This is a genomic window from Paracoccus versutus (assembly GCF_000763885.1).
Classification (GTDB): Bacteria; Pseudomonadota; Alphaproteobacteria; order Rhodobacterales; family Rhodobacteraceae; genus Paracoccus; species Paracoccus versutus.
This window is the reverse complement of record NZ_JRKO01000063.1, coordinates 1-25,415: the sequence shown is the minus strand read 5'-3', so window position 1 is coordinate 25,415 and position 25,415 is coordinate 1. Positions and strand designations below refer to the sequence as shown.

Annotated in this window: 28 protein-coding genes; 16 read left to right on the top strand and 12 right to left on the bottom strand. The window is 70.7% G+C overall.

Translation table 11 applies throughout. From position 1 onward, the window contains the following. Window positions 1-130 precede the first annotated feature (130 nt). Window positions 131-691: a GNAT family N-acetyltransferase gene (locus tag IT40_RS22065; protein WP_036759764.1), complete on the top strand. Its 561-nt coding sequence runs from the start codon at window positions 131-133 to the stop codon at window positions 689-691. Here IT40_RS22065 and IT40_RS22060 read toward each other — a convergent pair. Next, window positions 679-1,242 carry an Ivy family c-type lysozyme inhibitor gene (locus IT40_RS22060; RefSeq protein ID WP_036759762.1) on the bottom strand — a complete coding sequence of 188 codons (564 nt, stop codon included), beginning with the start codon at window positions 1,240-1,242 and terminating at the stop codon, window positions 679-681. The two genes, IT40_RS22065 and IT40_RS22060, sit on opposite strands and share 13 nt — an antisense overlap. 156 nt (window positions 1,243-1,398) lie before the next feature. On the opposite strand from IT40_RS22060, the gene IT40_RS22055 reads away from it, so the two are divergent. Continuing rightward, complete coding sequence (locus tag IT40_RS22055) at window positions 1,399-2,220, top strand: EcsC family protein (RefSeq protein ID WP_084197377.1); 822 nt, start codon at window positions 1,399-1,401, stop codon at window positions 2,218-2,220. Here the strand turns inward: IT40_RS22055 and IT40_RS22050 are convergent. The 3 genes from IT40_RS22050 to hemE all read right to left on the bottom strand — a co-directional run bounded on the left by IT40_RS22050 (window position 2,217) and on the right by hemE (window position 5,863). Continuing rightward, window positions 2,217-3,752 carry an ATP-dependent DNA helicase gene (locus IT40_RS22050; protein WP_036759760.1) on the bottom strand — a complete coding sequence of 512 codons (1,536 nt, stop codon included), beginning with the start codon at window positions 3,750-3,752 and terminating at the stop codon, window positions 2,217-2,219. The two genes, IT40_RS22055 and IT40_RS22050, sit on opposite strands and share 4 nt — an antisense overlap. 187 nt (window positions 3,753-3,939) lie before the next feature. Beyond that, the gene (locus IT40_RS22045; protein ID WP_036759757.1) at window positions 3,940-4,818 is read right to left on the bottom strand and encodes an EamA family transporter; all 879 of its coding nucleotides are present in this window, start codon (window positions 4,816-4,818) and stop codon (window positions 3,940-3,942) included. Between the two features lie 16 nt (window positions 4,819-4,834). Then, window positions 4,835-5,863, bottom strand: coding sequence for a uroporphyrinogen decarboxylase (gene hemE / locus IT40_RS22040; RefSeq protein WP_036759755.1), 1,029 nt, complete (start codon window positions 5,861-5,863; stop codon window positions 4,835-4,837). Window positions 5,864-5,938: 75 nt separating this feature from the next. Between hemE and hemC the strand changes: the two genes are divergently transcribed. Further along, entirely contained in the window at window positions 5,939-6,880 is a 942-nt protein-coding gene (gene hemC / locus IT40_RS22035) for a hydroxymethylbilane synthase (protein ID WP_208021314.1), read from the top strand. Here hemC and cbiB read toward each other — a convergent pair. Together cbiB and IT40_RS22025 are read right to left on the bottom strand one after the other, a co-directional pair. After that, a complete protein-coding gene (cbiB, locus tag IT40_RS22030; RefSeq protein ID WP_036759753.1) occupies window positions 6,877-7,806 on the bottom strand; it encodes an adenosylcobinamide-phosphate synthase CbiB in 930 nt (309 codons plus the stop codon). The genes hemC and cbiB overlap by 4 nt on opposite strands. Next, the gene (locus IT40_RS22025) at window positions 7,803-8,357 is read right to left on the bottom strand and encodes a histidine phosphatase family protein (protein WP_036759751.1); all 555 of its coding nucleotides are present in this window, start codon (window positions 8,355-8,357) and stop codon (window positions 7,803-7,805) included. Before IT40_RS22025 ends, cbiB begins: the two co-directional genes overlap by 4 nt. Window positions 8,358-8,541: 184 nt before the next feature. On the opposite strand from IT40_RS22025, the gene IT40_RS22020 reads away from it, so the two are divergent. From IT40_RS22020 to IT40_RS22010, 3 genes are read left to right on the top strand one after another with little or no spacing between them, the layout of a single operon-like run. Continuing rightward, the gene (locus tag IT40_RS22020) at window positions 8,542-9,702 is read left to right on the top strand and encodes an isovaleryl-CoA dehydrogenase (protein WP_036759749.1); all 1,161 of its coding nucleotides are present in this window, start codon (window positions 8,542-8,544) and stop codon (window positions 9,700-9,702) included. Continuing rightward, window positions 9,702-10,199 (top strand): lysozyme inhibitor LprI family protein, encoded by a 498-nt coding sequence (locus IT40_RS22015; protein ID WP_036759747.1) that lies wholly within the window; start codon window positions 9,702-9,704, stop codon window positions 10,197-10,199. The genes IT40_RS22020 and IT40_RS22015 overlap by 1 nt, the downstream gene beginning before the upstream one ends. Beyond that, window positions 10,199-10,636, top strand: a complete 438-nt coding sequence (locus IT40_RS22010; protein ID WP_036759745.1) for a lysozyme inhibitor LprI family protein — start codon at window positions 10,199-10,201, stop codon at window positions 10,634-10,636. The genes IT40_RS22015 and IT40_RS22010 overlap by 1 nt, the downstream gene beginning before the upstream one ends. A gap of 62 nt (window positions 10,637-10,698) precedes the next feature. On the opposite strand, the gene IT40_RS22005 is transcribed toward IT40_RS22010, so the two are convergent. Then, window positions 10,699-11,307 carry an OmpW/AlkL family protein gene (locus tag IT40_RS22005; RefSeq protein ID WP_116171126.1) on the bottom strand — a complete coding sequence of 203 codons (609 nt, stop codon included), beginning with the start codon at window positions 11,305-11,307 and terminating at the stop codon, window positions 10,699-10,701. A gap of 143 nt (window positions 11,308-11,450) precedes the next feature. Between IT40_RS22005 and IT40_RS22000 the strand changes: the two genes are divergently transcribed. The 7 genes from IT40_RS22000 (at window position 11,451) to IT40_RS21970 (ending at window position 19,318) form a co-directional block, all read left to right on the top strand. Further along, window positions 11,451-13,055, top strand: a complete 1,605-nt coding sequence (locus IT40_RS22000; protein WP_036759741.1) for a carboxyl transferase domain-containing protein — start codon at window positions 11,451-11,453, stop codon at window positions 13,053-13,055. Window positions 13,056-13,060: 5 nt separating this feature from the next. Beyond that, window positions 13,061-13,561 (top strand): O-acetyl-ADP-ribose deacetylase, encoded by a 501-nt coding sequence (locus IT40_RS21995; RefSeq protein ID WP_036759738.1) that lies wholly within the window; start codon window positions 13,061-13,063, stop codon window positions 13,559-13,561. Between the two features lie 79 nt (window positions 13,562-13,640). Then, entirely contained in the window at window positions 13,641-15,569 is a 1,929-nt protein-coding gene (locus IT40_RS21990) for an ATP-binding protein (protein WP_036759736.1), read from the top strand. After that, entirely contained in the window at window positions 15,566-16,219 is a 654-nt protein-coding gene (locus IT40_RS21985; protein ID WP_036759735.1) for a glutathione S-transferase family protein, read from the top strand. The genes IT40_RS21990 and IT40_RS21985 overlap by 4 nt, the downstream gene beginning before the upstream one ends. Continuing rightward, window positions 16,206-17,060 carry a hydroxymethylglutaryl-CoA lyase gene (locus IT40_RS21980; RefSeq protein ID WP_036759733.1) on the top strand — a complete coding sequence of 285 codons (855 nt, stop codon included), beginning with the start codon at window positions 16,206-16,208 and terminating at the stop codon, window positions 17,058-17,060. Before IT40_RS21985 ends, IT40_RS21980 begins: the two co-directional genes overlap by 14 nt. After that, the gene (locus IT40_RS21975; protein ID WP_036759732.1) at window positions 17,057-17,842 is read left to right on the top strand and encodes a crotonase/enoyl-CoA hydratase family protein; all 786 of its coding nucleotides are present in this window, start codon (window positions 17,057-17,059) and stop codon (window positions 17,840-17,842) included. Before IT40_RS21980 ends, IT40_RS21975 begins: the two co-directional genes overlap by 4 nt. A 279-nt stretch (window positions 17,843-18,121) precedes the next feature. Then, window positions 18,122-19,318 (top strand): MFS transporter, encoded by a 1,197-nt coding sequence (locus tag IT40_RS21970; protein WP_036759730.1) that lies wholly within the window; start codon window positions 18,122-18,124, stop codon window positions 19,316-19,318. Here IT40_RS21970 and IT40_RS21965 read toward each other — a convergent pair. Then, complete coding sequence (locus IT40_RS21965; RefSeq protein ID WP_036759729.1) at window positions 19,229-19,996, bottom strand: DUF599 domain-containing protein; 768 nt, start codon at window positions 19,994-19,996, stop codon at window positions 19,229-19,231. The two genes, IT40_RS21970 and IT40_RS21965, sit on opposite strands and share 90 nt — an antisense overlap. A gap of 93 nt (window positions 19,997-20,089) precedes the next feature. Between IT40_RS21965 and IT40_RS21960 the strand changes: the two genes are divergently transcribed. Together IT40_RS21960 and IT40_RS21955 are read left to right on the top strand one after the other, a co-directional pair. Further along, on the top strand, window positions 20,090-20,332 hold the full coding sequence (locus IT40_RS21960) for an HP1242/YdcH family protein (RefSeq protein WP_036759728.1): 243 nt from the start codon (window positions 20,090-20,092) through the stop codon (window positions 20,330-20,332). A 212-nt stretch (window positions 20,333-20,544) separates the two neighbouring features. Continuing rightward, window positions 20,545-20,991: an Hsp20 family protein gene (locus IT40_RS21955; protein WP_036759727.1), complete on the top strand. Its 447-nt coding sequence runs from the start codon at window positions 20,545-20,547 to the stop codon at window positions 20,989-20,991. A 179-nt stretch (window positions 20,992-21,170) separates the two neighbouring features. Here the strand turns inward: IT40_RS21955 and recR are convergent, their stop codons facing one another. From recR to IT40_RS21935, 4 genes are read right to left on the bottom strand one after another with little or no spacing between them, the layout of a single operon-like run. Further along, window positions 21,171-21,773 (bottom strand): recombination mediator RecR, encoded by a 603-nt coding sequence (recR, locus tag IT40_RS21950; protein ID WP_036759725.1) that lies wholly within the window; start codon window positions 21,771-21,773, stop codon window positions 21,171-21,173. Window positions 21,774-21,776: 3 nt separating this feature from the next. Further along, a complete protein-coding gene (locus tag IT40_RS21945) occupies window positions 21,777-22,121 on the bottom strand; it encodes a YbaB/EbfC family nucleoid-associated protein (protein ID WP_036759723.1) in 345 nt (114 codons plus the stop codon). Between the two features lie 3 nt (window positions 22,122-22,124). Next, window positions 22,125-23,906: a DNA polymerase III subunit gamma/tau gene (locus tag IT40_RS21940; protein WP_036759721.1), complete on the bottom strand. Its 1,782-nt coding sequence runs from the start codon at window positions 23,904-23,906 to the stop codon at window positions 22,125-22,127. A 59-nt stretch (window positions 23,907-23,965) separates the two neighbouring features. Continuing rightward, on the bottom strand, window positions 23,966-24,262 hold the full coding sequence (locus IT40_RS21935) for a DUF2218 domain-containing protein (RefSeq protein ID WP_036759720.1): 297 nt from the start codon (window positions 24,260-24,262) through the stop codon (window positions 23,966-23,968). Window positions 24,263-24,369: 107 nt separating this feature from the next. On the opposite strand from IT40_RS21935, the gene IT40_RS21930 reads away from it, so the two are divergent. After that, complete coding sequence (locus tag IT40_RS21930) at window positions 24,370-25,332, top strand: serine hydrolase domain-containing protein (protein ID WP_036759718.1); 963 nt, start codon at window positions 24,370-24,372, stop codon at window positions 25,330-25,332. The last annotated feature ends 83 nt before the right edge of the window (window positions 25,333-25,415 follow it).

Below are 25,415 nucleotides of genomic sequence, written 5' to 3'. Positions count from 1 at the left end.
CCCTTGCGACAGTCCGGCGAATTTTGCCGCCCCGGTCCCGCAGGCGGTTTTCGCGGCCGCGCCTGCATGTTACGCGGTCCCTGCGCCGCGCCCAGACCACCCGAATCCCGACCCCAGCACCGGAGGCAGGATGTACGAACTTTGCCCCGAAACCCCCGCCGACGCGCCCGAGGTCGAGGCGCTTCTGGACCTGTGCTTTGCGCCGGGGCGCACGGCGCTGTCTTCCTATCGGCTGCGCGAGGGGGTGGCGCCGGTCGGGCCGCTGTGCCTGATGCTGCGCGACGATTTCGGCGCGCTGATGGGCGCGATCCGCTATTGGCCGGTGCGCGTGGCCGGGCGGCCGGTGCTGCTGCTGGGCCCGGTCGCCGTGCATCCGACGACGCAGGGCGAGGGGCTGGGCGCGCTTCTGATGCGCGAAAGCCTGACCCGCGCGGCCGAGATGGGCTGGCAGCGGGTGATGCTGGTCGGCGATCTGCCCTATTATCAACGCTTTGGCTTCTGGAAGCTCGAAGATGTCGAGATGCCGCCGCCCACCAACCCCGACCGCGTGCTGGGGCTGGAGCTGGTGCCCGGCGCCTGGGCGGGCGTCACCGGCCTGGTCGAGCGCGAGACCGGCGAATCCGCGCCCGGCCAGCGCGAGATGCGCCGCGAGGGCTGCACCCAGGTCGCGCCGCCCGATCACTCGGCATAGAGGAAATCCTGCGGGTGATTGGCCAGGCTGCCGGTCAGCGCGGCATAAAGGATGGTGCGGCCGTCGATGGTCTCGGGCCCGCCGGCCATGCCGAGCCAGGTCAGCAGTTCCGCCCCCTCGCCGTCGCGCACCGAAAGCACGCCATAGGCCGTGCCGCCGGCGGGCGCGTAAAGCACCGCGAACTGGTTTTCGCCGCAGTCGTGCTGCTTGCAGGCGGTCATGGCCAGGTATTCCCGGCCGCCGAAGGCGACCTTCTGGCTGGGCGAGATCACCGCGCCCTCGCGCAGCCATTCGGGCATCTGGTGGCCCTCGGCCATCTTCTCGACCGCCGCGGTCAGGCCCTGGTCCTTGCCCAGATCGGCCAGCGTCAGCCCCATCTCGGGCGCCGCGGCCTGGGCGGTCGCCTGCCCTGCCGGTTGCTCGGCCGTCGCTTGCGTGCCCGTGTCTTGCGTTCCCGTCTCCTGCGTCCCGCTTTCCTGCGCCAGGGCGGCGGGCCCCAGCATCAGCGCGGCGGTCAGGGTCAGGGCCGGGATCGTGCGGCGGATGTTCATGGCGGTCTTCCTTGTCCTTGTTCTTGCGTCGTTCTTGCGTCCCGCCCTTCCGGCGGCGGGCTGCCGATTCGCCACAGGAACCCGCGGCACGGGTTGCGGGTTCCTTTGCCAGTGCCCAGTTCTAGCACAGCCATGACATCGCAGGGTATCCACAGGATGACCGAACAAAGCCAGATCCCCGTCCGCCAAACCGTCCTGCCGCCGATCGACGACCCGACCGTGCATGCGGCGATCGACCGGCTGGCGCGGCGCTATCTCCAGGCCGGCGGCGTGGCGATGGAGCTGCTGACCGCCATCGGCGGCAAGGCCGAGGGGTTGCTGGAACGCCTTCCGGCCCCGGTGCGCGGGCGCATGGACCGGCTTACGCTGACGGCGCTGAACCGCGCCTTCGACGCCGCCTCGCGGTCGCGCGGGGTGCTGCGGGACCGGGGCGACCTGTTCAACCGCCTGCTCTCGACCACCTCGGGCGCGGTGGGCGGGCTGGCCGGGATCGGCGGCGCGGCGCTGGAACTGCCGGTGACGGTGACGCTGCTCTTGCGTACGATCATGGACATCGCCGCCGAGCACGGCTTCGACCCGGTCTCGGACGAGGCCCGGCGCGAGGCGCTGCATGTCTTTGCCTCGGCCGGGCCGCTTTCGGATGACGACGGCACCGACCTGGGGCTGCTGGCCGCGCGGATGACCATCACCGGCCAGACCGTGCAGGCGCTGATCGCGCGGGTGGCGCCGCGGCTGTCCGCCTCGCTGGCGCAGAAGCTGGCGGCGCAGGCCGTGCCGGTGCTGGGCGCGCTTGCCGGGGCCTCGATCAACTACAGCTTCACCCGCTACTACCAGGAACTGGCGCGGGTGCATTTCGGCCTGCTGCGGCTGTCGCAGGAAACCGGCATCCCGCGCGAGGCGCTGGCCGAGGCGCTGGAGTTGCGCATGATCCAGCTGCGCCCGAACACGGCGGCGCGCAAGCTGTCGCGGCGCGCCTAGGCCTCGGGCTCGGCGGCCAGTTCCAGCACGGCCGCCGGCGCCTCAAGGTGCTCGATGCCCAGCGGCGCCGAGGGCCGGGCGAGGCGCGATTTCACCACCCAATGCAGCCGCTCCTGCGCGCGGGTGATGGCGACATAGGCCAGCCGCTTCCACAGCGCGATGCCGGCTTCCGAGCGGCCCGACCAGGCGGCGGCGGCGATGTCGGGGGCAAAGACCTGCACGTCGGGCCATTGGCTGCCCTGCGCCTTGTGGATCGTCACCGCCGCGCCATGCAGGAAGGTCGCGCCCATGCGGGCGGCAAAGGGGATGAAGGGCTCCTCGACATCCGGGATCTCGATCTTGACGATGCTGGCGGCGGAAAGCCGCGGCTCCTCGGCCCCCACGACATGCAGGCGCGAGAAGCCGGGCTTGCGCCCCGGCCCCAGATAGACCACCTGCGCCCCCTTGATCAGCCCGCGCGCCTCCAGGTCGATGCGCTTCTTGCGGTGCTTCAAGGGCAGTTCCAGCCCGTCGCAGATCAGGGGCTCGCCCGGCAGCAGCGCATCGCCCGGCGCGCCATAGGCCGAGCGAAAGGCCTGGATCAGCTTGATGCGGGTGATGTTGCGCCAGACCAGGACCGGGCTTTGCGCCATCAGGTCGGATTCGACCCGCTCGGCCCAGGTCACGCGCGGATCGCGGGCGGCGGCCTCGCGGATCATGCGTTCGAAGGCGTCGAACTCCAGCCTGGGATCGGCCAGCGCATGGGCCAGGTCCAGGATCGGGCTGTCGCCCTCCTGCCGGTGGATGCGGCTCAGCATCAGCCGCTGCGAGGCCGCGAGCCGATCAAAGACCATCTCGCCCGATTGCCCGACCGGGGCCAGCTGCGCCGGATCGCCGAACAGGATCAGAAGCGGAAAGATCTCGCGCAGGTCTTCGAACTGGCGCTCGTCCAGCATCGAGGCCTCGTCGACCAGCCCGATGTCCAGCCCGTCCTCGCGCCGCTTCCAGCCGCGGATGAAGTCCGAGCCGCGCAGGCCGGCCGCGGCCAGGGCGCCGGGGATCGAGGCATGCTGGTCGTAGAAGGCCTTGGCCCGGTCGAGCGCCGCCTCGGTCAGCCCCTCCATCAACCCTTCGACGGAAGGGCGCTCGCCCACGCCGGTCAGCCAGTCGGCGATACGCTCGTATTCCGGGTCGTAGACCGGGGTATAGAGGATACGGTGGATGGTGGTCGCCGGCACGCCGCGCATGCGCAGCACGAAGGCCGCCTTGTTGGTGGGGGCCAGGATGGCAACGGTGCGGCGGTCCTTGCGCTTCTTGCCCTCGTAGTCGCCCGAGACGACATCGACCCCGGCCGCCTTCAGCGCCTTGGTCAGCTCGGCAAGCAGCAGGGTCTTGCCCGAGCCGGCCTTGCCGATCACCGCCATGACCCGGCCCTTGCCGGGCTTCGGCGGCGCGATCTCTTCCGAGACGAGGTCGATGCCGGACTCCTCGAGCGCGGCGGCAAGCGCATCCCAGGCTTCGGCCTGATCGGGGGAAAGGGCGGGCAGGGTCATGCGCCCTTGTTAGCCCGCGGTGCGAGGGGCGGAAAGGCCGATCCGGTGGCGCCGCCGCGATTTGGGTATTTGTGCAACGAAGAAGAAGCCGGCTGCGGCCCCGATCTTCTCTGTTCTCCAAATACCCATGCGGGGCGCGCGCGCGTTCGTCATGCGCAGGGGTCTTTCGGGGCGCAGGCGGGCGGGCTTATCCGTGGCTTGCCGCGATCAGCGCGGCGACGCCCAGCACGATCAGCGCCATGCCCGCCATCTGCCGCCCCGAGATGCCTTCGCGGAACAGCCGGCCCGAGACGAGCTGCGCCATCACCACCTCGACCAGGGCCAGCGTGCGGACATTGGCCGCCGCGGTCAGCGCGAAGCCCAGGAACCAGAACAGCGAGGCCAGGGCCCCCAGCGCGCCCGCGCCCAGCGAGCCGCGCCAGTGCCGGGCGATGCCCGTCAGCGCCCTGCGGTCGGCGGCGACCAGCCAGGCCAGCATGATCGCGCTTTGCAGCGCCAGGCTGAGCAGCAGGACGGTCGCGGCCCGCACCGGCTCGGCGCCGAAGGGCAGGGCGAGGATCGCGCCGCGAAAGCCGATGGCCGAGAGGCCGAAGAGCGCCCCGGCCGCGATGCCCAGGCCGCCCGCGCGCCAGCCGCCGCGCCGCCAGTCGGCCCCCGACATCAGCACCACGCCCAGCGTGGCCGTGGCGATCGCCGCCATGCGCACCGGGCCCAGCGGCTCGGCCAGCAGCAGGGCGCCGATCAGCGCCAGCGTCACCGGCTCGGTCTTGATCAGCGCTGTGGTGACGCCGAAGCCGCGGCTTTCCATCGTCAGCAGCATTAGCGCGGTGGCGGCGATCTGCGAGCTTGCCCCCAGCGCCGCCCAGCCCAGCACCGCCGCATCGGGCATGGGGACCGGCACCAGCACCGCCATGCCGGCCAGGACCAGCGCAGCAAAGGGCAGGCCGAAGAGAAAGCGCACCGCGGTCGCGCCCATGGTGCCGAGTTCCGCGGTCAGCCGCCGCTGCGCCGCGTTGCGCCCGGTCTGGGCCGCGGCGGCGATCAGCGTGGCGAGGATCCAGCTCAAGCCCCGGCCTCGCCCATCAGCCCCGGATCGCCTCCAGCATCCGCGTGACGTTCTCGGGGTCGGCCTCGGGGGTGATGCCGTGGCCGAGGTTGAAGATATGCGGCCCCTGCGAGAAGGCCCGCACGATCCGGCGCGTCTCGGCCACCAGGGCGTCGCCGCCCGTCACCAGCAGGCGCGGGTCCAGGTTGCCCTGCACGCAGCCGTCCTTCTGCACCTCGGCCGCCGCCCAGTCGGCGCTGACCGAATTGTCCAGCGCCACGCAATCGGCGCCGGTGGCGCGGGCAAAGCCCGCATAGCGCGGCCCGGCCTCGCGCGGGAAGGCGATGACCGGGATGCCGGGATGGCGCGATTTCAGCGCAGCGATGATCCGGCGCGCGGGCTCGACCGCGAAATCGTCGAAGTCCCGGCCCTTGAGCGAGCCGGCCCAGCTGTCGAAGAGCTTGACCACCTCGGCCCCGGCCTCGATCTGGGCCGAGAGATAGTCGATGGTCGCCTCGGTGATGCGGTCGATCAGCACGGTGAAGGCGGCGCGGTCCTCGGCCTTGAAGGCATGTGCCGGGGCCTGGTCGGGGGTGCCGCGGCCGGCGACCATGTAGGTCGCGACGGTCCAGGGCGCGCCGGCAAAGCCGATCAGCGTGGTCTCGCGCGGCAGTTCGCGCGCGAGGATGCGCACGGTTTCATAGACCGGCGCCAGCGTGTCGTGGATCGCCCCGGTCGGCTTCAGCGCCGCGACCCCGGCGGCGGTGGTGACGGTGGAAAGCCGCGGCCCCTCGCCGGTCACGAACCACAGGTCGAGCCCCAGCGCCTGCGGCAAAAGCAGGATGTCGGCAAAGAGAATCGCCGCGTCGAAACCATAGCGGCGGATCGGTTGCAGCGTGACCTCGGCCGCCAGGTCGGGGGTGTAGCACAGCGACAAAAAGTCGCCGGCCTGGGCGCGGGTGGCGCGGTATTCCGGCAGGTAGCGGCCGGCCTGGCGCATCATCCAGACGGGCGGAACGGGCAAACGCTCGCCCTTGAGCGCGCGCAGGATGGTTTTTTCGGACATAATTCACCTCTCGCCCCCTTCATGGCGCGCGCGTCCCCGTTGTCAAGGCCGAGGGGGGGCGCTAAGCCCTGTGCCATGACCCAGATGCCCGACCCCCAGAACCCCATCCGCATCGGCACCCGTGGCTCGGCCCTGGCGCTGGCGCAGGCGCATGAAACCCGCGACCGGCTGATGGCTGCGCATGGCCTTGCGGCCGACGCCTTTCAGATCGTGGTGATCAAGACCACCGGCGACCGCGTGCTGGACCGCCCGCTGAAGGAGATCGGCGGCAAGGGCCTGTTCACCCGCGAGATCGAGGATGCGCTGCTGGCGCAGCAGATCGACATCGCCGTGCATTCCATGAAGGACATGCCAACGCTGCAACCCGACGGGCTGGTGATCGACTGCTACCTGCCGCGCGAGGATGTGCGCGACGCCTTCGTCAGCGCGCAGTTCGCGGCGATTTCCGAGCTTCCCCAAGGGGCTGTCGTCGGTTCCTCAAGCCTGCGGCGGCGGGCGCAGCTGGCGGCACGGCGGCCCGACCTGAAGCTGGTGGAGTTTCGAGGAAACGTCCAGACCCGACTGAAAAAGCTTGAGGAAGGCGTCGCGGTGGCGACCTTCCTGGCCATGGCGGGGCTGACGCGGCTGGGGATGCTGCATGTGGCGCGCGGCGCGGTCGCGCCCGACGAGATGCTGCCGGCCGTGGCGCAGGGCTGCATCGGCGTCGAGCGGCGCAGCGATGACGCGCGCATCGCCGCGATGCTGGGCGCGATCTCGGACCGCGACAGCGCGCTGCGGGTGACGGCCGAGCGCGCCTTCCTGGCGCGGCTGGACGGTTCCTGCCAGACGCCCATCGCCGGGCTGGCGGAACTCGATGGCGACCGGCTGCGGCTGCGCGGCGAGATCCTGCGCCCTGACGGCAGCGAGGTGATCGCCGGCGAGCGCATCGGGCCGGCCGCGGACGGCGCGGCCATGGGCACCGACCTGGCCGAGGAATTGCGCGGTCGCGCGCCTGCCGATTTCTTCGACTGGAGCTAAAGCGCGAGGGCCAGCGCCAGGCCCAGCCCCAGCAGCGCCATTGCCCGGCGATACAGCGCCAGCCCTCGCAGCAGATCCGCCGCGCCGGGGTCGCGGGCGCCCGCGTTCAGCCAGGGTTCGAGGCTTTCCACGCCGTGATAGCGGCGCGGGCCCGACAGGCGCACGTCCAGCGCGCCGGCCATGGCACCCTCGGGCCAGCCGGCATTGGGCGAGCGGTGGCGGTGCGCGTCGCGGCGCATCACCCGCCAGGCCCGCCGCGACCCCGCCGCCGCGACAAAGAGCAGCCCGGTCAGGCGCGAGGCCGGCAGGTTCACCAGGTCGTCCAGCCGCGCCGCCACCCGCCCGAACAGCGCGTGACGCGGGCTCATGTGGCCGATCATCGAATCGAGCGTGTTGATCGCCTTGTAGGCGGCGATCCCCGGCAGCCCGGCCACCGCCGCCCAGAACAGGGGCGCGACCACGCCGTCCGAGGCGTTCTCGGCCAGGCTTTCCAGCGCGGCGCGGGCGATGGGCTCGGGCCGGTCGTCGAGGTCGCGGCCGACGATCATCGCCACCGCCGCCCTGGCCGCCGGAACATCCCCGGCAGCCAGGGGGCGGGCCACGGCGGCGACGTGATCGTGCAGCGAACGGGTGGCGACCAGCGGCCAGGCCAGCACGCCCAGAATCACCGGGCCGAAGGGCAGCCCCGCCAGGGCCCAGGTCAGCAGCAGCGCCGGGATCACCGCCGCGCCCAGCGTCACCGCCACCGCCACCGCACCGCGGGCGATGCGGTGCCGGCCGCGGTTCCAGCGCGCATCCAGCGCCGAGATCAGCCGGCCGATCCAGACCACCGGATGCGAGATGCGGCGATAGAGCGCATCGGGCCAGCCGATCAGCGCATCGACCAGCAGGGCGGTCAGGGCGATGGTCAAGGTCTCGGGCGTCATGGCGCGACCCGGTTGACGGCCTCGACAGCCCAGCCGGCCGGGCTGCGCGACAGGATGGTCAGCGACAGCGGCGCCACCGAGAATGACAGCGCCGCCGGGCCGACCGCCAGGGCCAGCGCAGCGCGCACCGTGCCGGCATGGGCGACGATGGCCACCGTGCCGCGGGCCTGCTCCAGCAGCGGCTGCACCCGCGCCGCCATGTCGAGGAAGCTTTCGCCCCCCGGCGGGCGCTGGCGGGCCAGCGCCTCGGGCGGCAGCGGGCCCAGGTCGGGGATCATGGCGCCGGGCTCCTCCCAGGCGCCGAAATCCTGCTCCCACAGGCCGGGATGCCATTCGGGGGCCAGGTCCAGCGCCGCGCAGGTCTGCCGGCAGCGCAGGGCGGGGCTGGACCAATGCTTGCCCGCGCCGCGCAAGGCCGCGCGCGCCCAGTCGAGCGCGGCGCGGTCGCTGCAATCCGCCGCCACATCGCGCCGCCCGGCCAGCCCCGGTCCGGCCAGCGGCGCATGGCGCAGGATCAGCAGCCGTGCGGCGGTATCGAAAGGCGGGCTCATCGGGCATCCTTGCGGCTGGGCGCGGCAGGAATGGCGCGGGGGCGCGGGCTTGTCAACGAAGCCCCGGCCGGCGCAGGATCGGCGGCAAGAAGAGGTGCCGCGACAGCAGGCTTGACGCCGGCCCGGTTCCGGCGGCATAAACCAGTTAAATGAACACTCGTTCAATAAACGGAGGAGATGGCCGATGTTCACCGCGGGAATGCAGTTCGACCTGGGCGAGGACGTGAACGCGCTGCGCGAGACCGTCCATCGCTGGGCGCAGGAGCGGGTGAGGCCCATCGCGGCCGAGGTGGACCGCAAGAACGCCTTCCCGAACGAGCTGTGGCGCGAGATGGGCGAACTGGGTCTGCTGGGCATCACCGTGTCCGAGGAATTCGGCGGTAGCGGCATGGGCTATCTGGCGCATGTCATCGCGACCGAAGAGATCGCCCGCGCCTCGGCCTCGGTCAGCCTGTCCTATGGCGCGCATTCGAACCTTTGCGTGAACCAGATCAAGCTGAACGGCACCGACGAGCAGCGGCGGAAATACCTGCCCGACCTGTGTTCGGGCCGTGCCGTGGGCGCGCTGGCCATGTCCGAGGAGGGCGCGGGCAGCGATGTCGTCGGCATGAAGCTGCGCGCCGAAAAGCGCAACGACCGCTATGTGCTGAACGGCAGCAAATACTGGATCACCAACGCGCCCGACGCCGATACGCTGGTGGTCTATGCCAAGACCGACCCCGAGGCGGGCAGCCGCGGCATCACCGCCTTCATCGTCGAGCGCGGCATGAAGGGCTTCTCGAGCAGCCCGCATTTCGACAAGCTGGGCATGCGCGGCTCGAACACCGGCGAGCTGATCTTCGAGGATTGCGAAGTGCCCTTCGAGAACGTGCTGGGCGCCGAGGGCAAGGGCGTGCGCGTGCTGATGTCGGGCCTCGACTACGAGCGGCTGGTGCTGTCGGGCATCGGCACCGGCATCATGGCGGCCTGCCTCGACGAGGTCATGCCCTATGTCAAGGAACGCAAGCAGTTCGGCCAGCCCATCGGGTCGTTCCAATTGATGCAGGGCAAGATCGCCGACATGTATGTCGCGCTGAACACGGCGCGCGCCTATGTCTACGAGGTGGCGCGCAGCTGCGATGCCGGCCGCGTCACCCGCCAGGACGCCGCGGGCGCGGTGCTTTACGCCAGCGAGCAGGCCATGGTGCAGGCGCATCAGGCCGTGCAGGCGCTGGGGGGCGCGGGCTTCCTGAACGATTCGGTCGTCAGCCGGCTGTTCCGCGACGCCAAGCTGATGGAGATCGGCGCCGGAACCTCCGAGATCCGCCGGATGCTGATCGGCCGCCAGCTGATGGAGATCGCCTGATGCGCGCGCTGGCGCTGTTCCTGCTGATGGCTGCGCCGGCGCTGGCCCAGGACGGGCCCGGCTATGACGGCAAGCCGCTTGCCGCCTGCCTCGACCGCATGGCTGGCGAAGGGGGCGACCGGCGCAGCTGCATCGGCGCGGCCTCGGGGCCCTGCATGGACCAGCCGGGCGGCCAGACGACCGCGGGCATGGTGCAATGCCTGACGGCCGAGGCCGCGGATTGGGACCGGCTGCTCAACCGCTGGTATTCCGCGGCGATGAGCCGGGCCGAGGCCATGGATGCCGGCCAGGGCGACGGCCAGGACATGGAAGAAACAGCGCCGGTGCTGAAGCAGGCGCAGCGCAACTGGATCGCCTTTCGCGACGAAAGCTGCCGGTTCGAGGCGCTGCGCTATCAGGGCGGCACCATGCGCGGCATCGCTCATGTCGGCTGCATGATGCAACTCTCTGCCGAACAGGCGCTGCGGCTGCGCGTCCTTGCCGAGGAGGAGGGGTGATGCGCGCGCTGGCCTTCCTGCTGCTGCTGGGCACGCCCGCCTTGGCCGGCGATGCCTCGGGCTTCGATCCGGCGGCGATCGACCAATGCCTCGACGCGGCCGAAACCCAGGGCGCGCGGGCCGATTGCGCCGGGACGGGGATGGATGCCTGCCTGGATTACGCCCGGCAGAAATACACCGGCGACGACCCGGATTTCCCGATGGCGAACTGCCTCGACGCCTCGCACCAGGCATGGGAGGCGAAGCTGACCGCCGTCTACCAGGCGGCGCTGGAGGCCGCCGATCCGCCAGAGCCGCTGCGCCGGATGGAGCGCAGCTGGATCGCCTTTCGCGAGGCGCTGTGCGAAGGCGCCGGCGATCTGGCCCGCGCCCGCTGCATCCGGGACGAGACGGCGCGGCAGGTGGCGCTGCTCATGTCGCTGGCGGACCTGCGATGAGCGGCGGTGGGGAAAAGGGGCGCCCCCGGTGGTGGCGGCGCCGTCCAGGCCGTGACGGCGGCCTAGAATTTCATCACATAGCTGATGCCGGCGACGAGCGGATCGACCTCCACGGTGCCGATCTTGGTGCCGTCCAGCTCGACATCGGGGTCGATGTCGATCCAGCGCAGGTCGGCGCGCAGCGCGGCGCGGTCGTTGATCCAGTGATCCACGCCCAGATGCGCAGCCAGGCCCAGGCTGTTCTTGACCCGCAGATCCTGGCCGGCCAGCGGCCCCTTGGCCTCGCCGTCCCAGAAGCCGGTAAAGTTCACGCCCAGGCCGACAAAGGGCTTCCAGCGCGGATGCACGTCGAAGTGATATTGCACCGAGACCACCGGCGGCAGGTGCTTGACCGTGCCGATCTCGGTCCCGTTCGACTTGATCGAATGCTTGAGGGGCAGGGCGCCCAGCACCTCGATGCCGATATTGTCGCGAATGAAATACTCAAAGGTGATGCTGGGGCGGGTGCTGTTGCCGACATCCACCGGCGTCGGCCCCGCCAGCACGCCATTGTCCGATTTCGGGTTCACATGCGCGATCCCGAAGCCAAGCGTCCAGTCGCCTTGCGATTGCGCAAGCACGGGGGAGGCAAGCGTGGCGAGTGCCGCGGCGATGGCAAGCTTGTGTCTCATGGCGATCCTCTTTTCTTGTCGCATGCTCGCTCATCGCGCCTTGTTTCGGGCTTCGACGTTGATCTGGATCAATATTTCCGCTTTTGGCCGGCCTGCGACAAACTGGCGCAGACCTCCGGCGCTTCGACCGAAAGGATGATGCGATGAAGCTTGGCACCTCGGTCCTGCCTTCCTCGGAAACCTTCCGCGCCAATCGCGCGGCGCATCTCGCCATGCTCGAGACGGTGCGCGAGGCGGCGCTGGCCGCGGCGGCGGGCGGCGGCGCGAAGGCGCTGGAGCGCCATGTCGCCCGCGGCAAGATGCCCCCGCGCGAGCGGGTGGCGAACCTGCTCGATCCCGGCTCGCCCTTCCTGGAAATCGGCGCGACGGCGGCGCATGGCATGTATGACGGCGCCGCACCCTCGGCGGGGGTGATCGCCGGCATCGGCCGGGTGCATGGGCAAGAGGTGATGGTCGTGGCCAATGACGCGACGGTCAAGGGCGGCACCTATTACCCGATGACGGTGAAAAAGCACCTGCGCGCGCAGGAGATCGCCGAGGAATGCCATCTGCCCTGCGTCTACCTGGTCGATTCCGGCGGGGCGAACCTGCCCAACCAGGACGAGGTCTTTCCCGACCGCGACCATTTCGGCCGCATCTTCTACAACCAGGCGCGCATGTCGGCCAAGGGCATCGCGCAGATCGCCGTGGTCATGGGCTCATGCACGGCGGGCGGCGCCTATGTCCCGGCCATGTCGGACGTGACCATCATCGTCCGCAACCAGGGCACGATCTTCCTGGCCGGCCCGCCGCTGGTGCGCGCCGCCACCGGCGAGGTGGTCTCGGCCGAAGACCTGGGCGGCGGCGATGTCCACACCCGCCTTTCCGGCGTCGCCGACTACCTGGCCGAGGACGACGCCCATGCGCTGGCCATCGCCCGCCGCGCCGTCGCCAACCTGAACCGCCGCCGGCCGGAGGGCGTCGCATGGCAATCCCCCGAATCCCCGGCCCATGACCCCGAGGAAATCCTCGGCCTCGTCCCCGCCGATCTCAAGACCCCCTACGACATCCGCGAGGTGATCGCGCGCGTGGTGGACGGCTCGCGCTTCGACGAGTTCAAGGCCCGCTTCGGCGAGACGCTGGTGACGGGCTTCGCCCATCTCGAAGGCTGTCCCATCGGCATCGTGGCCAACAACGGCGTGATCTTCTCGGAGGCCGCGCAGAAGGGCGCGCATTTCATCGAGCTCTGCTCGATGCGGGGCATCCCGCTGGTTTTCCTGCAGAACGTCACCGGCTTCATGGTCGGGCGCAAATACGAGAACGAGGGCATCGCCCGGCACGGCGCCAAGATGGTGACGGCGGTGGCGACGACCAATGTGCCCAAGATCACCATGCTGGTCGGCGGCAGTTTCGGTGCCGGCAATTACGGCATGGCCGGCCGTGCCTATTCGCCGCGATTCCTCTGGACCTGGCCCAATTCGCGCATCTCGGTGATGGGCGGCGAACAGGCGGCGGGCGTGCTGGCCGCCGTGCGCCGCGAGGGGATCGAGCGCCAGGGCGGCCGCTGGAGTGCCGAGGAAGAGGCCGAGTTCAAGCGCCCCACCATCGAGATGTTCGAGCGCCAGTCGCACCCGCTCTATGCCTCGGCCCGGCTCTGGGACGACGGCGTCATCGACCCCCGAAAGACCCGCGACGTGCTGGCGCTCAGCCTGCGCGCCAGCCTCAATGCGCCCATCGAGCCGACGCGCTTCGGCATCTTCAGGATGTGACGCCGATGCGCATTTCCACCCTGCAAGGCGACATCACCCGGCTCGCCATGGACGCCATCGTCAATGCCGCCAATCGCACGCTGCTGGGCGGCGGCGGCGTCGACGGCGCCATCCACCGCGCCGCCGGCCCCGAACTGCTCGCGGAATGCCGCGCCATCGGCGGCTGCCCGACCGGCGAGGCCCGCATCACCAGGGGCTACGGCCTGCCGGCCCGATACGTCATCCATGCCGTCGGCCCGGTCTGGCAAGGCGGCACGGCGGGCGAGGACGACCTGCTCGCCAGCGCCTATCGCCACAGCCTGCTTCTTGCCCAGGCCCATGACATCGCCCGCATCGCCTTCCCGGCGATCTCGACCGGGATCTACGGCTTCCCGGCCGAGCGCGCCGCCCGCATCGCGGTCGCGGCCATCCTCGACCATGCCGCCGGTCTCGAAGTGATCCTGGTCGGCTTCGACGCCGGCAGCCATGCCACGCTCCGCCAGGCGGTGGACGAGGCCCGCCGATGATTTCTCCGTTTTCCAAATACCCCACGGGGGTCCGGGGGTGTGAAACCCCCGGCCCGACCGCTGCCACAGGAGCCGCCGGATGTTCCAGAAGATCCTGATCGCCAACCGCGGCGAGATCGCCTGCCGCGTCATCGACACCGCCCGCAAGCTCGGCGTGCGGACCGTCGCGGTCTATTCCGAGGCCGACCGCGGCGCCCGCCACGTCGCCCTGGCCGACGAGGCCCTGCCGATCGGCGGCCCGGCGCCCAAGGACAGCTACCTGCGCGGCGATGCCATCATCCGCGCCGCGCTCGACACCGGCGCCGGAGGCATCCATCCCGGCTATGGCTTTCTCAGCGAGAACCCGGATTTCGTCGATGCGGTGACGGCGGCGGGGCTGACCTTCATCGGCCCCTCGGCACAGGCGATCCGCAAGATGGGCCTCAAGGACGCCGCCAAGGCGCTGATGGCAGAGGCCGGAGTCCCGGTCGTCCCCGGCTATCACGGCGAGAACCAGGACGCGGACCACCTCCAGGCCCAGGCCGACAGGATCGGCTATCCCGTCCTGATCAAGGCGGTGGCCGGCGGCGGCGGCAAGGGCATGCGTCTGGTCGAACGCGCCGGGGACTTCCCCGCCGCGCTGCAATCCGCGCAGGGCGAGGCCGCCACCGCCTTCGGCAACCCGGCGGTGCTGATCGAGAAATACATCTCCAGGCCTCGCCATATCGAGGTGCAGGTCTTCGGCGACGGCCAGCGCGCCGTCCACCTCTTCGAACGCGACTGCTCGCTGCAACGCCGCCACCAGAAGGTGATCGAGGAGGCCCCGGCCCCCGGCATGACGCCCCAGATGCGCGCGGCCATGGGCGCCGCCGCCACCCGCGCCGCCGAGGCCATCGGCTATGCCGGCGCCGGCACCGTCGAATTCATCGTCGATGCCAGCCGGGGCCTTCGCCCCGACGGTTTCTGGTTCATGGAGATGAACACCCGCCTCCAGGTCGAACATCCCGTGACCGAACTCGTCACCGGCATCGACCTGGTGGAATGGCAGCTCCGCGTCGCCAGCGGCGAGCCGCTGCCGGCCCGGCAGGAAGACCTGGCCATCACCGGCCATGCCTTCGAGGCCCGGCTCTATGCCGAGGACGTGCCCGCGGGCTTCCTGCCCGCCACCGGGCGGCTGGCGCATCTGCGCTTTCCCGACCATGCCCGGATCGAGACCGGGGTGCGGCCCGGCGATGCCATCTCGCCCTGGTACGACCCGATGATCGCCAAGATCGTCACCCATGGCGCGACGCGCGCCATCGCCCTGCGGGCGCTGGAATCGGCGCTCGTCGATACCGAGGTGGCGGGCTCTGTCACCAATGTCGATTTCCTGATCGCGCTGACCCGCCACGAAGGCTTCGGCCGGGGCGAGGTCGACACCGGCCTGATCGCCCGCGACCTCCAGGCGCTGGTCGAGGCCGCCGAACCCGACTCGCGGGCCAAGGCGCTGGCAGTCCTCGGCCTTGCCGGGCTCGACGATCCGACGCTGCGCGGCGGCATCACGCTGTGGCAACCGCTGCGTCGCACCATCGCCTGGGACGGCGGCGAGGCATTGCTCGAGGTGCTGGGCCCCGGCGCCGCCCGCGTCACGCTGGACGGCGGCACGCATGAGATCGGCTATGAGGGCGGGCGCTGGTGGGTCGACGGCAGCCCGCGCCGCTCGCGCATCGTGAACCATGCCGCGGGCACCAGCGTCTTCGGCGGCCGCTCGCTGACGCTCATCCCGCTCGACCCGCTGGCCCGCGGCGGCGAGGAGGCGGGGGGCGGCATGACGCTGTCGCCCATGCCGGGGCTCGTCAAGGCGATCTTCGTCGAGCCGGGGCAGCAGGTGGCGGCGGGCGAGCCGCTGGCGATCCTCGAGGCGATGAAGATGGAACACACGCTGACCGCCGCCCGCGACGGCCGCGTGGCCGAGGTGCTCGCGGCTGCCGGCGACCAGGTCGAGGCCGGCGCCGCCCTGATCCGGCTGGAGGAGGAAGAGGACGCATGATCCTGCACCATGTCCCCGGCTCGCGCTCCATGCGCGTGCTCTGGCTGATCGAGGAGCTGGGGCTCGATTGCACCTTGCGCTCCTGGTCCTTGACCGACGGCAGCCTGCGCAGCGCCGAGTTTCGCGCGCTGTCCCCTGCCGGCCGCATCCCGGCGCTGGAAATCGACGGCCGCGCCATCTTCGAATCCGGCGCCATCCTGCAATACCTGACCGAGCGCGAGGGCAGGCTGGCCCCCAGACCGGGCGAGCCCGAGCGCGCCGATTTCCTGGAATGGGTCCATTTCGCCGAAACCCAGGCCAATATCCTGCAGGCGCTGAACATCCACCACATCTTCCTGCGGCCCGAAAGCGCGCGCTCGGTGCCGCTGATGCGGCTCGATACCCGGCGGCTGGCCGTGACCGCCCAGGCGCTTGACGCGCATCTGGCAGGGCGCGAGACGCTGCTTTCCACCTTCTCGGCCGCCGATTGCATGCTGGGTTTCAATATCGAGGCGCTGTTCCGCTTCCTGCCCGCCGCCGGCTATCCGGCGCTGGCCGCCTATCGCGACCGCATGCTGGCGCGGCCGGCCTATCGCCGCGCTCTGGCCCGCGCCGGGGGCGACGCCATCTATGACCGCGATTTCTACGAGGTGCCCGATGTCCAAGGTTGAGATATTCGAGGTCGGCCCGCGCGACGGGTTGCAGAACGAAAAGCGCCTGATCCCGGCGGCGGAAAAGATCGCCCTGGTCGACCTGCTGTCGCAGGCCGGCTTCCGGCGCATCGAGGTGACAAGCTTCGTGCCGCCGAAATGGGTGCCGCAGATGGCGGACGCGGCCGAGGTCATGGCCGGCATCGCCCGCCAGCCGGGCATCCGCTATGCGGTGCTGACCCCGAACCTGCGCGGCTACGAGGCGGCGCGGGCCGCCGGCGCGGACGAGGTGGCGATCTTCGCCTCGGCCTCCGAGGGGTTTTCCAGGGCGAACCTGAACGCCACCATCGCCGAAAGCCTCGCGCGGCTCGCGCCGGTGGCAGAGGCGGCGCGGGCCGACGGCATCCCGCTGCGCGGCTATGTCTCGGTGGTGACGGATTGCCCCTTCGACGGCAAGGTGGCGCCCGCAAGCGTCGCCCGCGTCGCGGCCAGCCTGCGCGACATGGGCTGCTACGAGGTGAGCCTGGGCGACACCATCGGCCAGGCCCGGCCCGAGGCGATCGACGCCATGTTGGCCGCAGTTCTGGAGGAACTGCCGCCCGAAAACCTGGCCGGCCATTACCACGACACCGCCGGTCGGGCGCTGGAGAATATCGACGCGAGCCTCGCGCGCGGGCTGCGGGTCTTCGACGCCGCCGTGGGGGGCCTGGGCGGCTGTCCCTATGCGCCCGGCGCCGCGGGCAATGTCGCGACCGAGAAACTCGCCGCGCACCTGGCCCTGGGCGGCCACGACACCGGGCTCGACATGGCGGTGATCGAAAAGGCCGCCGCCATGGCCCGCGGCATGAGAGGAGGCGCATGATGGAAACGATCCGCATCGAGACCGATGCCCGCGGCGTCGCGCATCTGTGGCTGGCGCGCCCGGACAAGCACAATGCGCTTTCGGCGCAGATGATCCGCGAATTGACCGAAGCCGCGCAGCGGCTTGGCGCCGACCCGGCCGTGCGCGCGGTGGTGCTGGCGGCCGAGGGGCGCAGCTTCTGCGCCGGCGGCGACCTGGGCTGGATGCAGGAGCAGATGCGCGCCGATGCCCAGACCCGGCGGGCCGGCGCGCGCGAACTGGCGATGATGCTGAACGCGCTGAACACCCTGCCCAAGCCGCTGATCGGCCGGGTCCAGGGCAATGCCTTCGGCGGCGGGGTCGGCCTGATCTCGGTCTGCGATGTCGCCGTGGCCGTGCCCGAGGCGCGCTTCGGCCTGACCGAGACCCGGCTCGGCCTGATCCCCGCCACCATCGGCCCCTATGTCCTGGCCCGCATGGGCGAGGACAGGGCGCGGCGCGTCTTCATGTCCGCGCGCCTCTTCGACGCGGGCGAGGCGATGCGGCTGAACCTGCTGGCGAGCCTTGCCGATGCCGCGGTGCTGGACGCGGCCGTCGAGGCCGAGATCGTGCCCTATCTCTCCTGCGCCCCCGGCGCGGTGGCGGCGGCCAAGCGCCTGGCCCGCCGCCTCGGCCCGCCCATCGGCGAGGCCGAGATCGAGGCCAGCATCCAGGCCCTGGTCGATGTCTGGGAAGGCGACGAGGCCCAGGAAGGCATCGCCGCCTTCTTCGACAAGCGCAAGCCGCGCTGGCAGCCGGGCTGAGGCGCTGGCCCGACAACTTCTTCGTTCTGAAAATACTCATCGGAAGGTTTTCTGCAGCGCCGCGATTGCAGGTTCAGTCGCCGCATCGACGCTGCGCCTGCCCGCGCTGCGGGATTTGAGTATTTGGGGAACGAAGAAGACAACCGGTGGCATGCCGTCGCAGCCTTGCGCCTATTGCATGTCAGGGCTTCGCGGCGGGCGGCTTGGCGGCATATGGTCGGATCTGTTAACGCTAGCGGGCCTGATTTTCCCACATCCGCCAGCCCTGAAGGTGCCGCCATGCCGCCGCAGCCCAATCTCAAGCTTGCCATCCTTGCCCTGGGCCTTGGCGCCTTCGCCATCGGCACCTCGGAATTCGCCGCCATGGGGCTCTTGCCCTGGTATGCGAGCGACCTGGGCATCAGCGAGCCGCAGGCCGGCCATGTCGTGTCGGCCTATGCGCTGGGCGTGGTGGTGGGGGCGCCGATCACCTCGATCCTGGGCGCGCGGCTGCCGCGGCGGCGCTATCTGGCGGGGCTGATCGCGGCTTACGGGGTGATGAACCTGCTGGCGGCGGTGCTGCCGGGCTATGGCACGCTGGTCGGCACGCGCTTCCTGGCCGGCCTGCCGCATGGCGGCTTCCTGGGCGTGGCCATGCTGTTTGCCGCCGATGCCCTGCCGCGGGACCAGCGCGCCAAGGGGGTGACGCAGGTGCTTCTGGGCCTGACCGTCGCCAATATCGCCGGGGTGCCGCTGGCCGGGGTGCTGGGGCAGGGGCTCGGCTGGCGCTGGGGCTTTGCGCTGCCCGGCGTGCTGGCGCTGCTGGCGGGCTGGCTGATCCTGCGGCTGGCGCCGCGGGTCGGCGCGCCCAGGGATGCGCGGCCGCTGGCCGAGCTGAAGGCGCTGCGCAATCCGGCGGTCATGCTGATCCTGCTGGTCGGCGCCATCGGCTTCGGCGGGCTTTTCGCGGTCTATTCCTATCTCTCGGCCGCGATGCTGGCGACGACGCAGCCGCCGGGCTGGGCGATCCCGGCGACGCTGTCGGCCTTCGGCATCGGCGGCACGCTGGGCAGCATCCTGGCCGCCCGGCTGACCATGCGCCATGGCACCTGGGGCGCGGCGCTGCGGCTGATGCTGTTCATGGCCGCGACCCAGGCTTTCGCCGCCTGGGCGGTCGGCGACTGGGGGATGATGCTGGCCTCGTCCTTCCTGCTGGGCCTGGGCTCGGGCATGGTGGTGCCCTTGCAGACCCGGCTGATGGAGGTCGCGGGCGAGGCGCAGAGCATGGCCGCGGCGATGAACCACGCCGCCTTCAACGCCGCCAATGCGCTGGGGCCCTGGCTCGCCGGGTTGGCGCTGGCGGCGGGCTGGGGCTGGCGTTCCTCGGGGCTGGTGGCGGTGGCGCTGTCAGGGGCGGGGATGCTCGCCCTCGGGCTTGCCTGGCAGCAGGCCCGTCTCGCCGGGAACCGGCTTCATGATCGCCCGGCGCGAGTGTGAGGCGAATTCGCGCCGCCACGAGATGAAAAGCACGTAGCTGGTGGCCAGGAACAGCCCCCAGGGCCCCGCCAGCCAGCCAAGCGCCCCCAGCGCGAAATAGACGCAGCGCAGCCCCGAGTTGAAGCTTTTCGCCGCGGTGATGTTGATGTCGGCCGCCTGCATGGCCAGCGGCGCGGCGCGGGGGTCGTCGGGCTCGTTCGGGACCGAGGCCATGATGATCGCGCAATAGCCGAACAGCCGGTGCGACCAGACGAAGCGCAGAAGCGCGTTGGCCACGAAGAACAGCACCACGACGATCTTGATTTCCCATTTCAGCGTCGGCACGTGGCCCAGGTCGAACTGGCGCGCCACGCCGGCCAGCTGGTCGGTATTGCCGATCAGCGCCAGCCCGCCCCCGACCGCGATCAGGCAGGCCGAGGCGAAGAAGGCCGTGCCCTCGCGCAGGGTGGTCAGGATGGCGCTGTCGAAGATGCGCGGGTCGCGTGTGATGAATTGTCGCATCCATTCGCGGCGATAGGCCTTCATCAGCACCGTGACCGAGGGATGGGCCCTGGGCGGGTTCTCGGTGATCCAGCCGATGCCCAGCCAGGCCAGGAACAGCCAGAGCAGGGCGGCAAGGTCGGCCGGCGACAGCGGGCCAAAGGCGGGCAGGCCGGGCAGGGCGGTGTTCGGGTCCATGGCGCGGTTCTATCCTCGTGGTCTTGCTGTTGCCAGCCTGCGTCGCGGCGTCTATCCAGCAACCTGGTTATCTTTGTACCGGAGCAGATGAAAATGGCAGCACCCCACGCCATCCACGAGGAATTTCCCAACGATGCGAAGCGCATTCACGAGCTGAAGCTCTCGGATGCGCATTTCGCGCGCCTGCTTGAGGAATATGACGAGGTGAACGACCAGGTCGCCGCGGCCGAAAGCCGCCATACGCCGATGTCGGAAGAGGCCGAGACCCAGCTGCGCAAGCAGCGCGCCGGGCTGAAGGACGAGATCGCCCGCATGCTGGCCGCCGCCCGCGCCTGACGGGCCGCCCGGCTGCCGGCCTGGGGCTGGATGGGGCGTGCGGCGGGTCCGCGCGCCCTTTTTCCTTGCCTGTCCGGCCCGCGGGCCGGGGCTTGAAAGCCGCCGGGCGCATTCCTACTTCAACCCTGTCGGAGGGCCCCTGGGGCGCCGACGGACCTGCCCGCCCGCACCGGGGGGCAAGCCTTTGTATCGCTTGAAGAAGGATGCGAAACATGCGCAATTTCGACCTGACTCCGCTTTATCGTGCCTCGGTCGGCTTCGACCGCATGGCCGATGTCATGGACCGTGCCCTGTCGGCCGACATCGCCAGCTACCCGCCCTATAACATCGAGAAGACCGGCGAGAATGCCTATCGCATCTCGATCGCCGTCGCCGGCTTTTCCGCCGACGAACTGAGCGTCGAGGTCAAGGACGGCGCCGTCATCGTCTCGGGCCGCAAGGCCGCCGAGGACGAGGGTCGCAGCTACCTGCATCGCGGCATCGCCACCCGCGCCTTCGAACGCCGCTTCACCCTGGCCGATCATGTCCGGGTGCAGGGCGCCAGCCACGAGGACGGCATGCTGAACATCGACCTGGTGCGCGAGATCCCCGAGGCGCTGAAGCCGCGCCGCATCGAGATCGCCAAGCCGGCCAAGGCGGTGGAAAAGCTGGACGCCTGACGGCGCGGCCGGGGGCGCCGCCCCCGGACCCCCGGAGTATTTGCAGAACGGTGAAAGCCAAGGGGCGCCGGTTTCGGAGCCCCTTTTGTCATGCACACCGCCGATCCGTGTCCTGCGTCTTTCTCTGTTGTGAAAATACCCTCGGGGTCCGGGGCAGAGCCCCGGCTCGGCGGGCGCCGCTAGAACTGGCGGCGGGCGCGGAGCGCGGCGGTGATGGTGCCGTCGTCGAGATAGTCCAGTTCCCCGCCGATCGGCACGCCCTGCGCCAGGCCGGTGACGGCGACGCCGGTGGGTGCCAGCGCCTCGGCGATGTAATGCGCGGTGGTCTGGCCCTCGACCGTGGCCGAGAGGGCGAGGATGACCTCGGTGACCTTTTCCTCGGCGATGCGGGCGATGAGCTGGGGGATGCGCAGGTCTTCGGGGCCGATCTCGTCCAGCGCCGAGAGGCTGCCGCCCAGCACGTGGTAGCGGCCGTGAAAGGCGCGGCCGCGTTCCAGCGCCCAGAGGTCGGCCACGTCGGTCACCACGCAGATCTCGCCGGTGGCGCGGCCGGGATCCTCGCAGATCGGGCAGATGTCGGACTGGGTGATATTGCCGCAGACCAGGCATTCGCGGGCATGCTCCGCCACGCTGGCCATCAGCGCCGCAAGCTGCGCCATCTGCCCGGCGCGGCGGCGGATCAGGTGCAGCACGATGCGCCGGGCCGAGCGCGGCCCGAGCCCCGGCAGCCGCGCCATGGTGGCGATCAGCGTCTCGATCTCGTCGCCGGAGGTGGGCGGCATCGCCTAGAACGGCATCTTCATGTCGGCGGGCAGGCCGAGTTCGCGGGTCAGGCGAGCCATCTCCTCGGCCGCCTTGTCCTGCGCCCGGCGCTGCGCGTCCCTGACCGCGGCCAGGATCAGGTCCTCGACCACTTCCTTGTCCTCGGCCCGGAAGATCGAGGGGTCGATGTCGAGCGCCGTCAACTCGCCCTTGGCCGTCGCGGTGGCCTTGACCAGCCCGCCGCCCGATTCGCCGGTGACGGTCAGGCGGTTCAGCCCTTCCTGCATCTCGGCCATCTTGGTCTGCATCTGCTGGGCGGCTTCCATCATCTTCGACAGGTCGCCCATGTCGCCAAGGCCCTTGAACATCGCCTAATCCTCGTCCTCGAAGGGATCCCATTCCTCGACCTCGGCCACCGGGCCTTCGGTCAGCTCATGCGGGGATGTATCCTCGCCCGCCGGTTTTTCAACCGCGACCGGCACCGGGATCGGCCGGATCCGGGTGATCCTGGCGCCGGGGAAGGCGGCGAAGATCGCCTGCACGGTCGGGTTCTGCATGGCGCGGGCGCGGGCCTCGGCCTCGCGTTCGGCGCGCTGTTCGCTGATCGAGGGCCGGCCGGGGTCCGAGGTCACGGTCACCGCCCAGCGTTGGCCGCCGGTCCAGCCGCGCAGCCGTTCCGCCAGCCGCTGCGCCAGGTCGCGCGGCGCCTGCTCGGTTGGCTGGAACTCGATCCGGCCGGGGGAATAGCGCACGAGACGCAGGTGATCCTCGACATCGAGCAGCAGCTTCATGTCGCGCATGCGCCGGATCAACTCGATCACCGATTCGAAGTCCGGGAACCCCGCCAGCGCATCGGGCGAGACCGCCAGCGCCGCGGCGCTGCCGTCCTGGCGCACCGCCATGGGCGCGCGGGGCGCGGCGGCGGCCGCCCGCGGCGCCTCGCTGCGCGCGGCGGGCGGCGCGGCGCTGCGGCTGAACGCGCCCGCCGCGGCGCTGGCCTGCACCTTGCGGATCAGCGCCTCGGGGTCGGGCAGGTCGGCGACATGGGTCAGGCGGATGATCGCCATCTCGGCCGCCATCATCGCGTTCGGGGCCTGGCCCACCTCTTCCAGCGCCTTCAGCAGCATCTGCCACAGCCGGGTCAGCGCCCGCATCGGCACCTTTTCCGCGATCTGCTGGCCGCGGGCGCGTTCGTCCGGGCCGATGGTCGGGTCGTCCAGCGCCTCGGGCGTGATCTTCACGATCGAGACCCAATGCGTGATCTCGGCCAGGTCGCGCAGGACCGCCATCGGGTCGGCGCCATCGGCATATTGCGCCTGCAACTCGGCCAGGGCCTCGGCGGCGGCGCCGCGCAGGATCATGTCGAAGAGGTCCAGCACCCGGCCGCGGTCCGCCAGTCCCAGCATGGCGCGGACCTGCGTCGCCGTCGTCTCGCCCGCGCCATGGCTGATCGCCTGGTCCAGCAGGCTGGTCGCGTCGCGGGCCGAGCCCTCGGCGGCGCGGGTGATCAGCGCCAGCGCGTCCTCGGTGATCTCGGCGCCTTCCGCCGTCGCGATGCGGCGCAGCAGCGCGATCATCACCTCGGGCTCGATGCGGCGCAGGTCGAAACGCTGGCAGCGCGACAGAACCGTGACCGGCACCTTGCGGATCTCGGTGGTGGCGAAGATGAACTTCACATGCGGCGGCGGTTCCTCCAGCGTCTTCAGAAGCGCGTTGAAGGCGCTGGTCGAAAGCATGTGGACTTCGTCGATGATATAGATCTTGTAGCGGGCCGAGGCGGCGCGATATTGAACCGATTCAATGATTTCGCGGATGTCGTTCACGCCGGTTCTGGATGCGGCGTCCATCTCCATCACGTCGACGTGCCGGCCTTCCGAGATCGCCACGCAATGCTCGCAGACCCCGCAGGGCTCGGTCGTCGGGCCGCCCTGGCCGTCGGGGCCGGTGCAGTTCAGCCCCTTGGCGATGATGCGCGCCGTGGTGGTCTTGCCGGTGCCGCGGATGCCGGTCATCACGAAGGCCTGCGCGATGCGGTCCGCGGCGAAGGCATTCTTCAGCGTCCGCACCATCGCGTCCTGGCCGACCAGGTCGGCAAAGGTCTCGGGGCGGTATTTCCGCGCCAGCACCTGGTAGTTCCGTTCGCTCTCGCTCATGCCTCGGCCTTTGTTGACCGGCGCAGATTAGCGGCGCGGACGGGGGGCGGCAACCGCCCTTAGGCGGGCTGCCAGTCGAAGGCCAGTTCCTCGCGGAAGGCGAAGCGGGCGATGTGGCTGTCGACGATGTGGCGCATATGGGCGGTGGTGTCCTCGGGCGCCTCCAGCCGGATTTCCAGCGCCTCGGGCGTGGCGGTCAGGGTCACGATGCGATCCTCGGGCATCACGATGCGGCCCTGGGCGGGGTCGAAGGCGACCTCGAACTTGTGCGCCCAATGCTTGCAGAGCTGCTGCAGGTAGCGGCTGCCGTTCGGCGTCGCCACGCGGCAGGTCGAAAGGATGACGGTCTGGGACATGGTCTTTCCTGTCTTGCGGGTCCGGCTGGCGGCGGCTGGCGGACATGGAAGGGTCACGAAACGGTGAGCGGGCTCGGCCCGGACCCGCTGTCCCCCATATAACCCGGATGAGGCGACGTTCAATCCTGCTTGCCCTGCCGCTGCTGGCCCTGCCGCGCCTGGCGCCGGCCTCGCCGCGCGAGGTGCTCGAGGCGGCGGACCTGCCGCAATTGCGCGCCGTCGCCGTCTGGCGCGACGGCGAGGAGGTGGCGGCGCGCGGCTTCGGCGGCTTCACGCCCGACCGGGCGACGAACATCAAGTCGGCCTCGAAATCCATCGTCTCGGCGCTGGCGGGCATCGCCATCGCGCGCGGGCTGTTTTCCGGCACCGACCAGCCGGTGGCCGAGCTGCTGCGTGCCGACCTGCCCGCCGACCCCGACCCGCGCCTGGCGCGGCTGACGCTGGGGCACCTGCTGTCGATGCAGGCGGGCCTGCAGCGCCAGTCCGGGCCGAACTACGGCCGCTGGGTCGGCAGCCGCAACTGGGTGCGCGCCGCGCTGGCCGCGCCCTTCGTCGCCGATCCGGGGCAGGGGATGCTTTACTCCACCGCCTCGACGCATCTGGTCTCGGCCATGCTGGCGCGCGCCTCGGGGCGCTCGACGCTGGCGCTGGCGCGGGACTGGCTGCGCATCCCCGGCTTCGCCATCGCCGCATGGGACCGTGATCCGCAGGGCATCCATCTGGGCGGCAACCAGATGGCGATGAGCACCCGCAGCCTCCTGGCCTTCGGCGCCGCCTATGCCGCGGGCGGGCAGGGCGTGATCCCGCCGCGCTGGATCGAGGCCAGCTGGCAGCCGCGCACCCGCTCGATCTTCAACGGCGAGGCATATGGCTATGGCTGGTTCATCAGCCGCATCGGCGGCCGGCCGGTGCGCTATGGCTGGGGCTATGGCGGGCAGATGATCTACGTGTTTCCCGGCCGGGTGCCGGTCGCCATCGCCATGACCTCGGACCCCGACCAGCCCTCGGCCCGCTCGGGCTATCGCACCGAGCTGCATGCGCTGGCCGGCCGGCTGGTGGCGGCGCTGTGATTTCCCGGCCGTTTCTCCGTTGCGAAAATACTCCGGGGGAGGCCCGCAGGGCCGGGGGCAGCGCCCCCATCCCGCCCCCATCC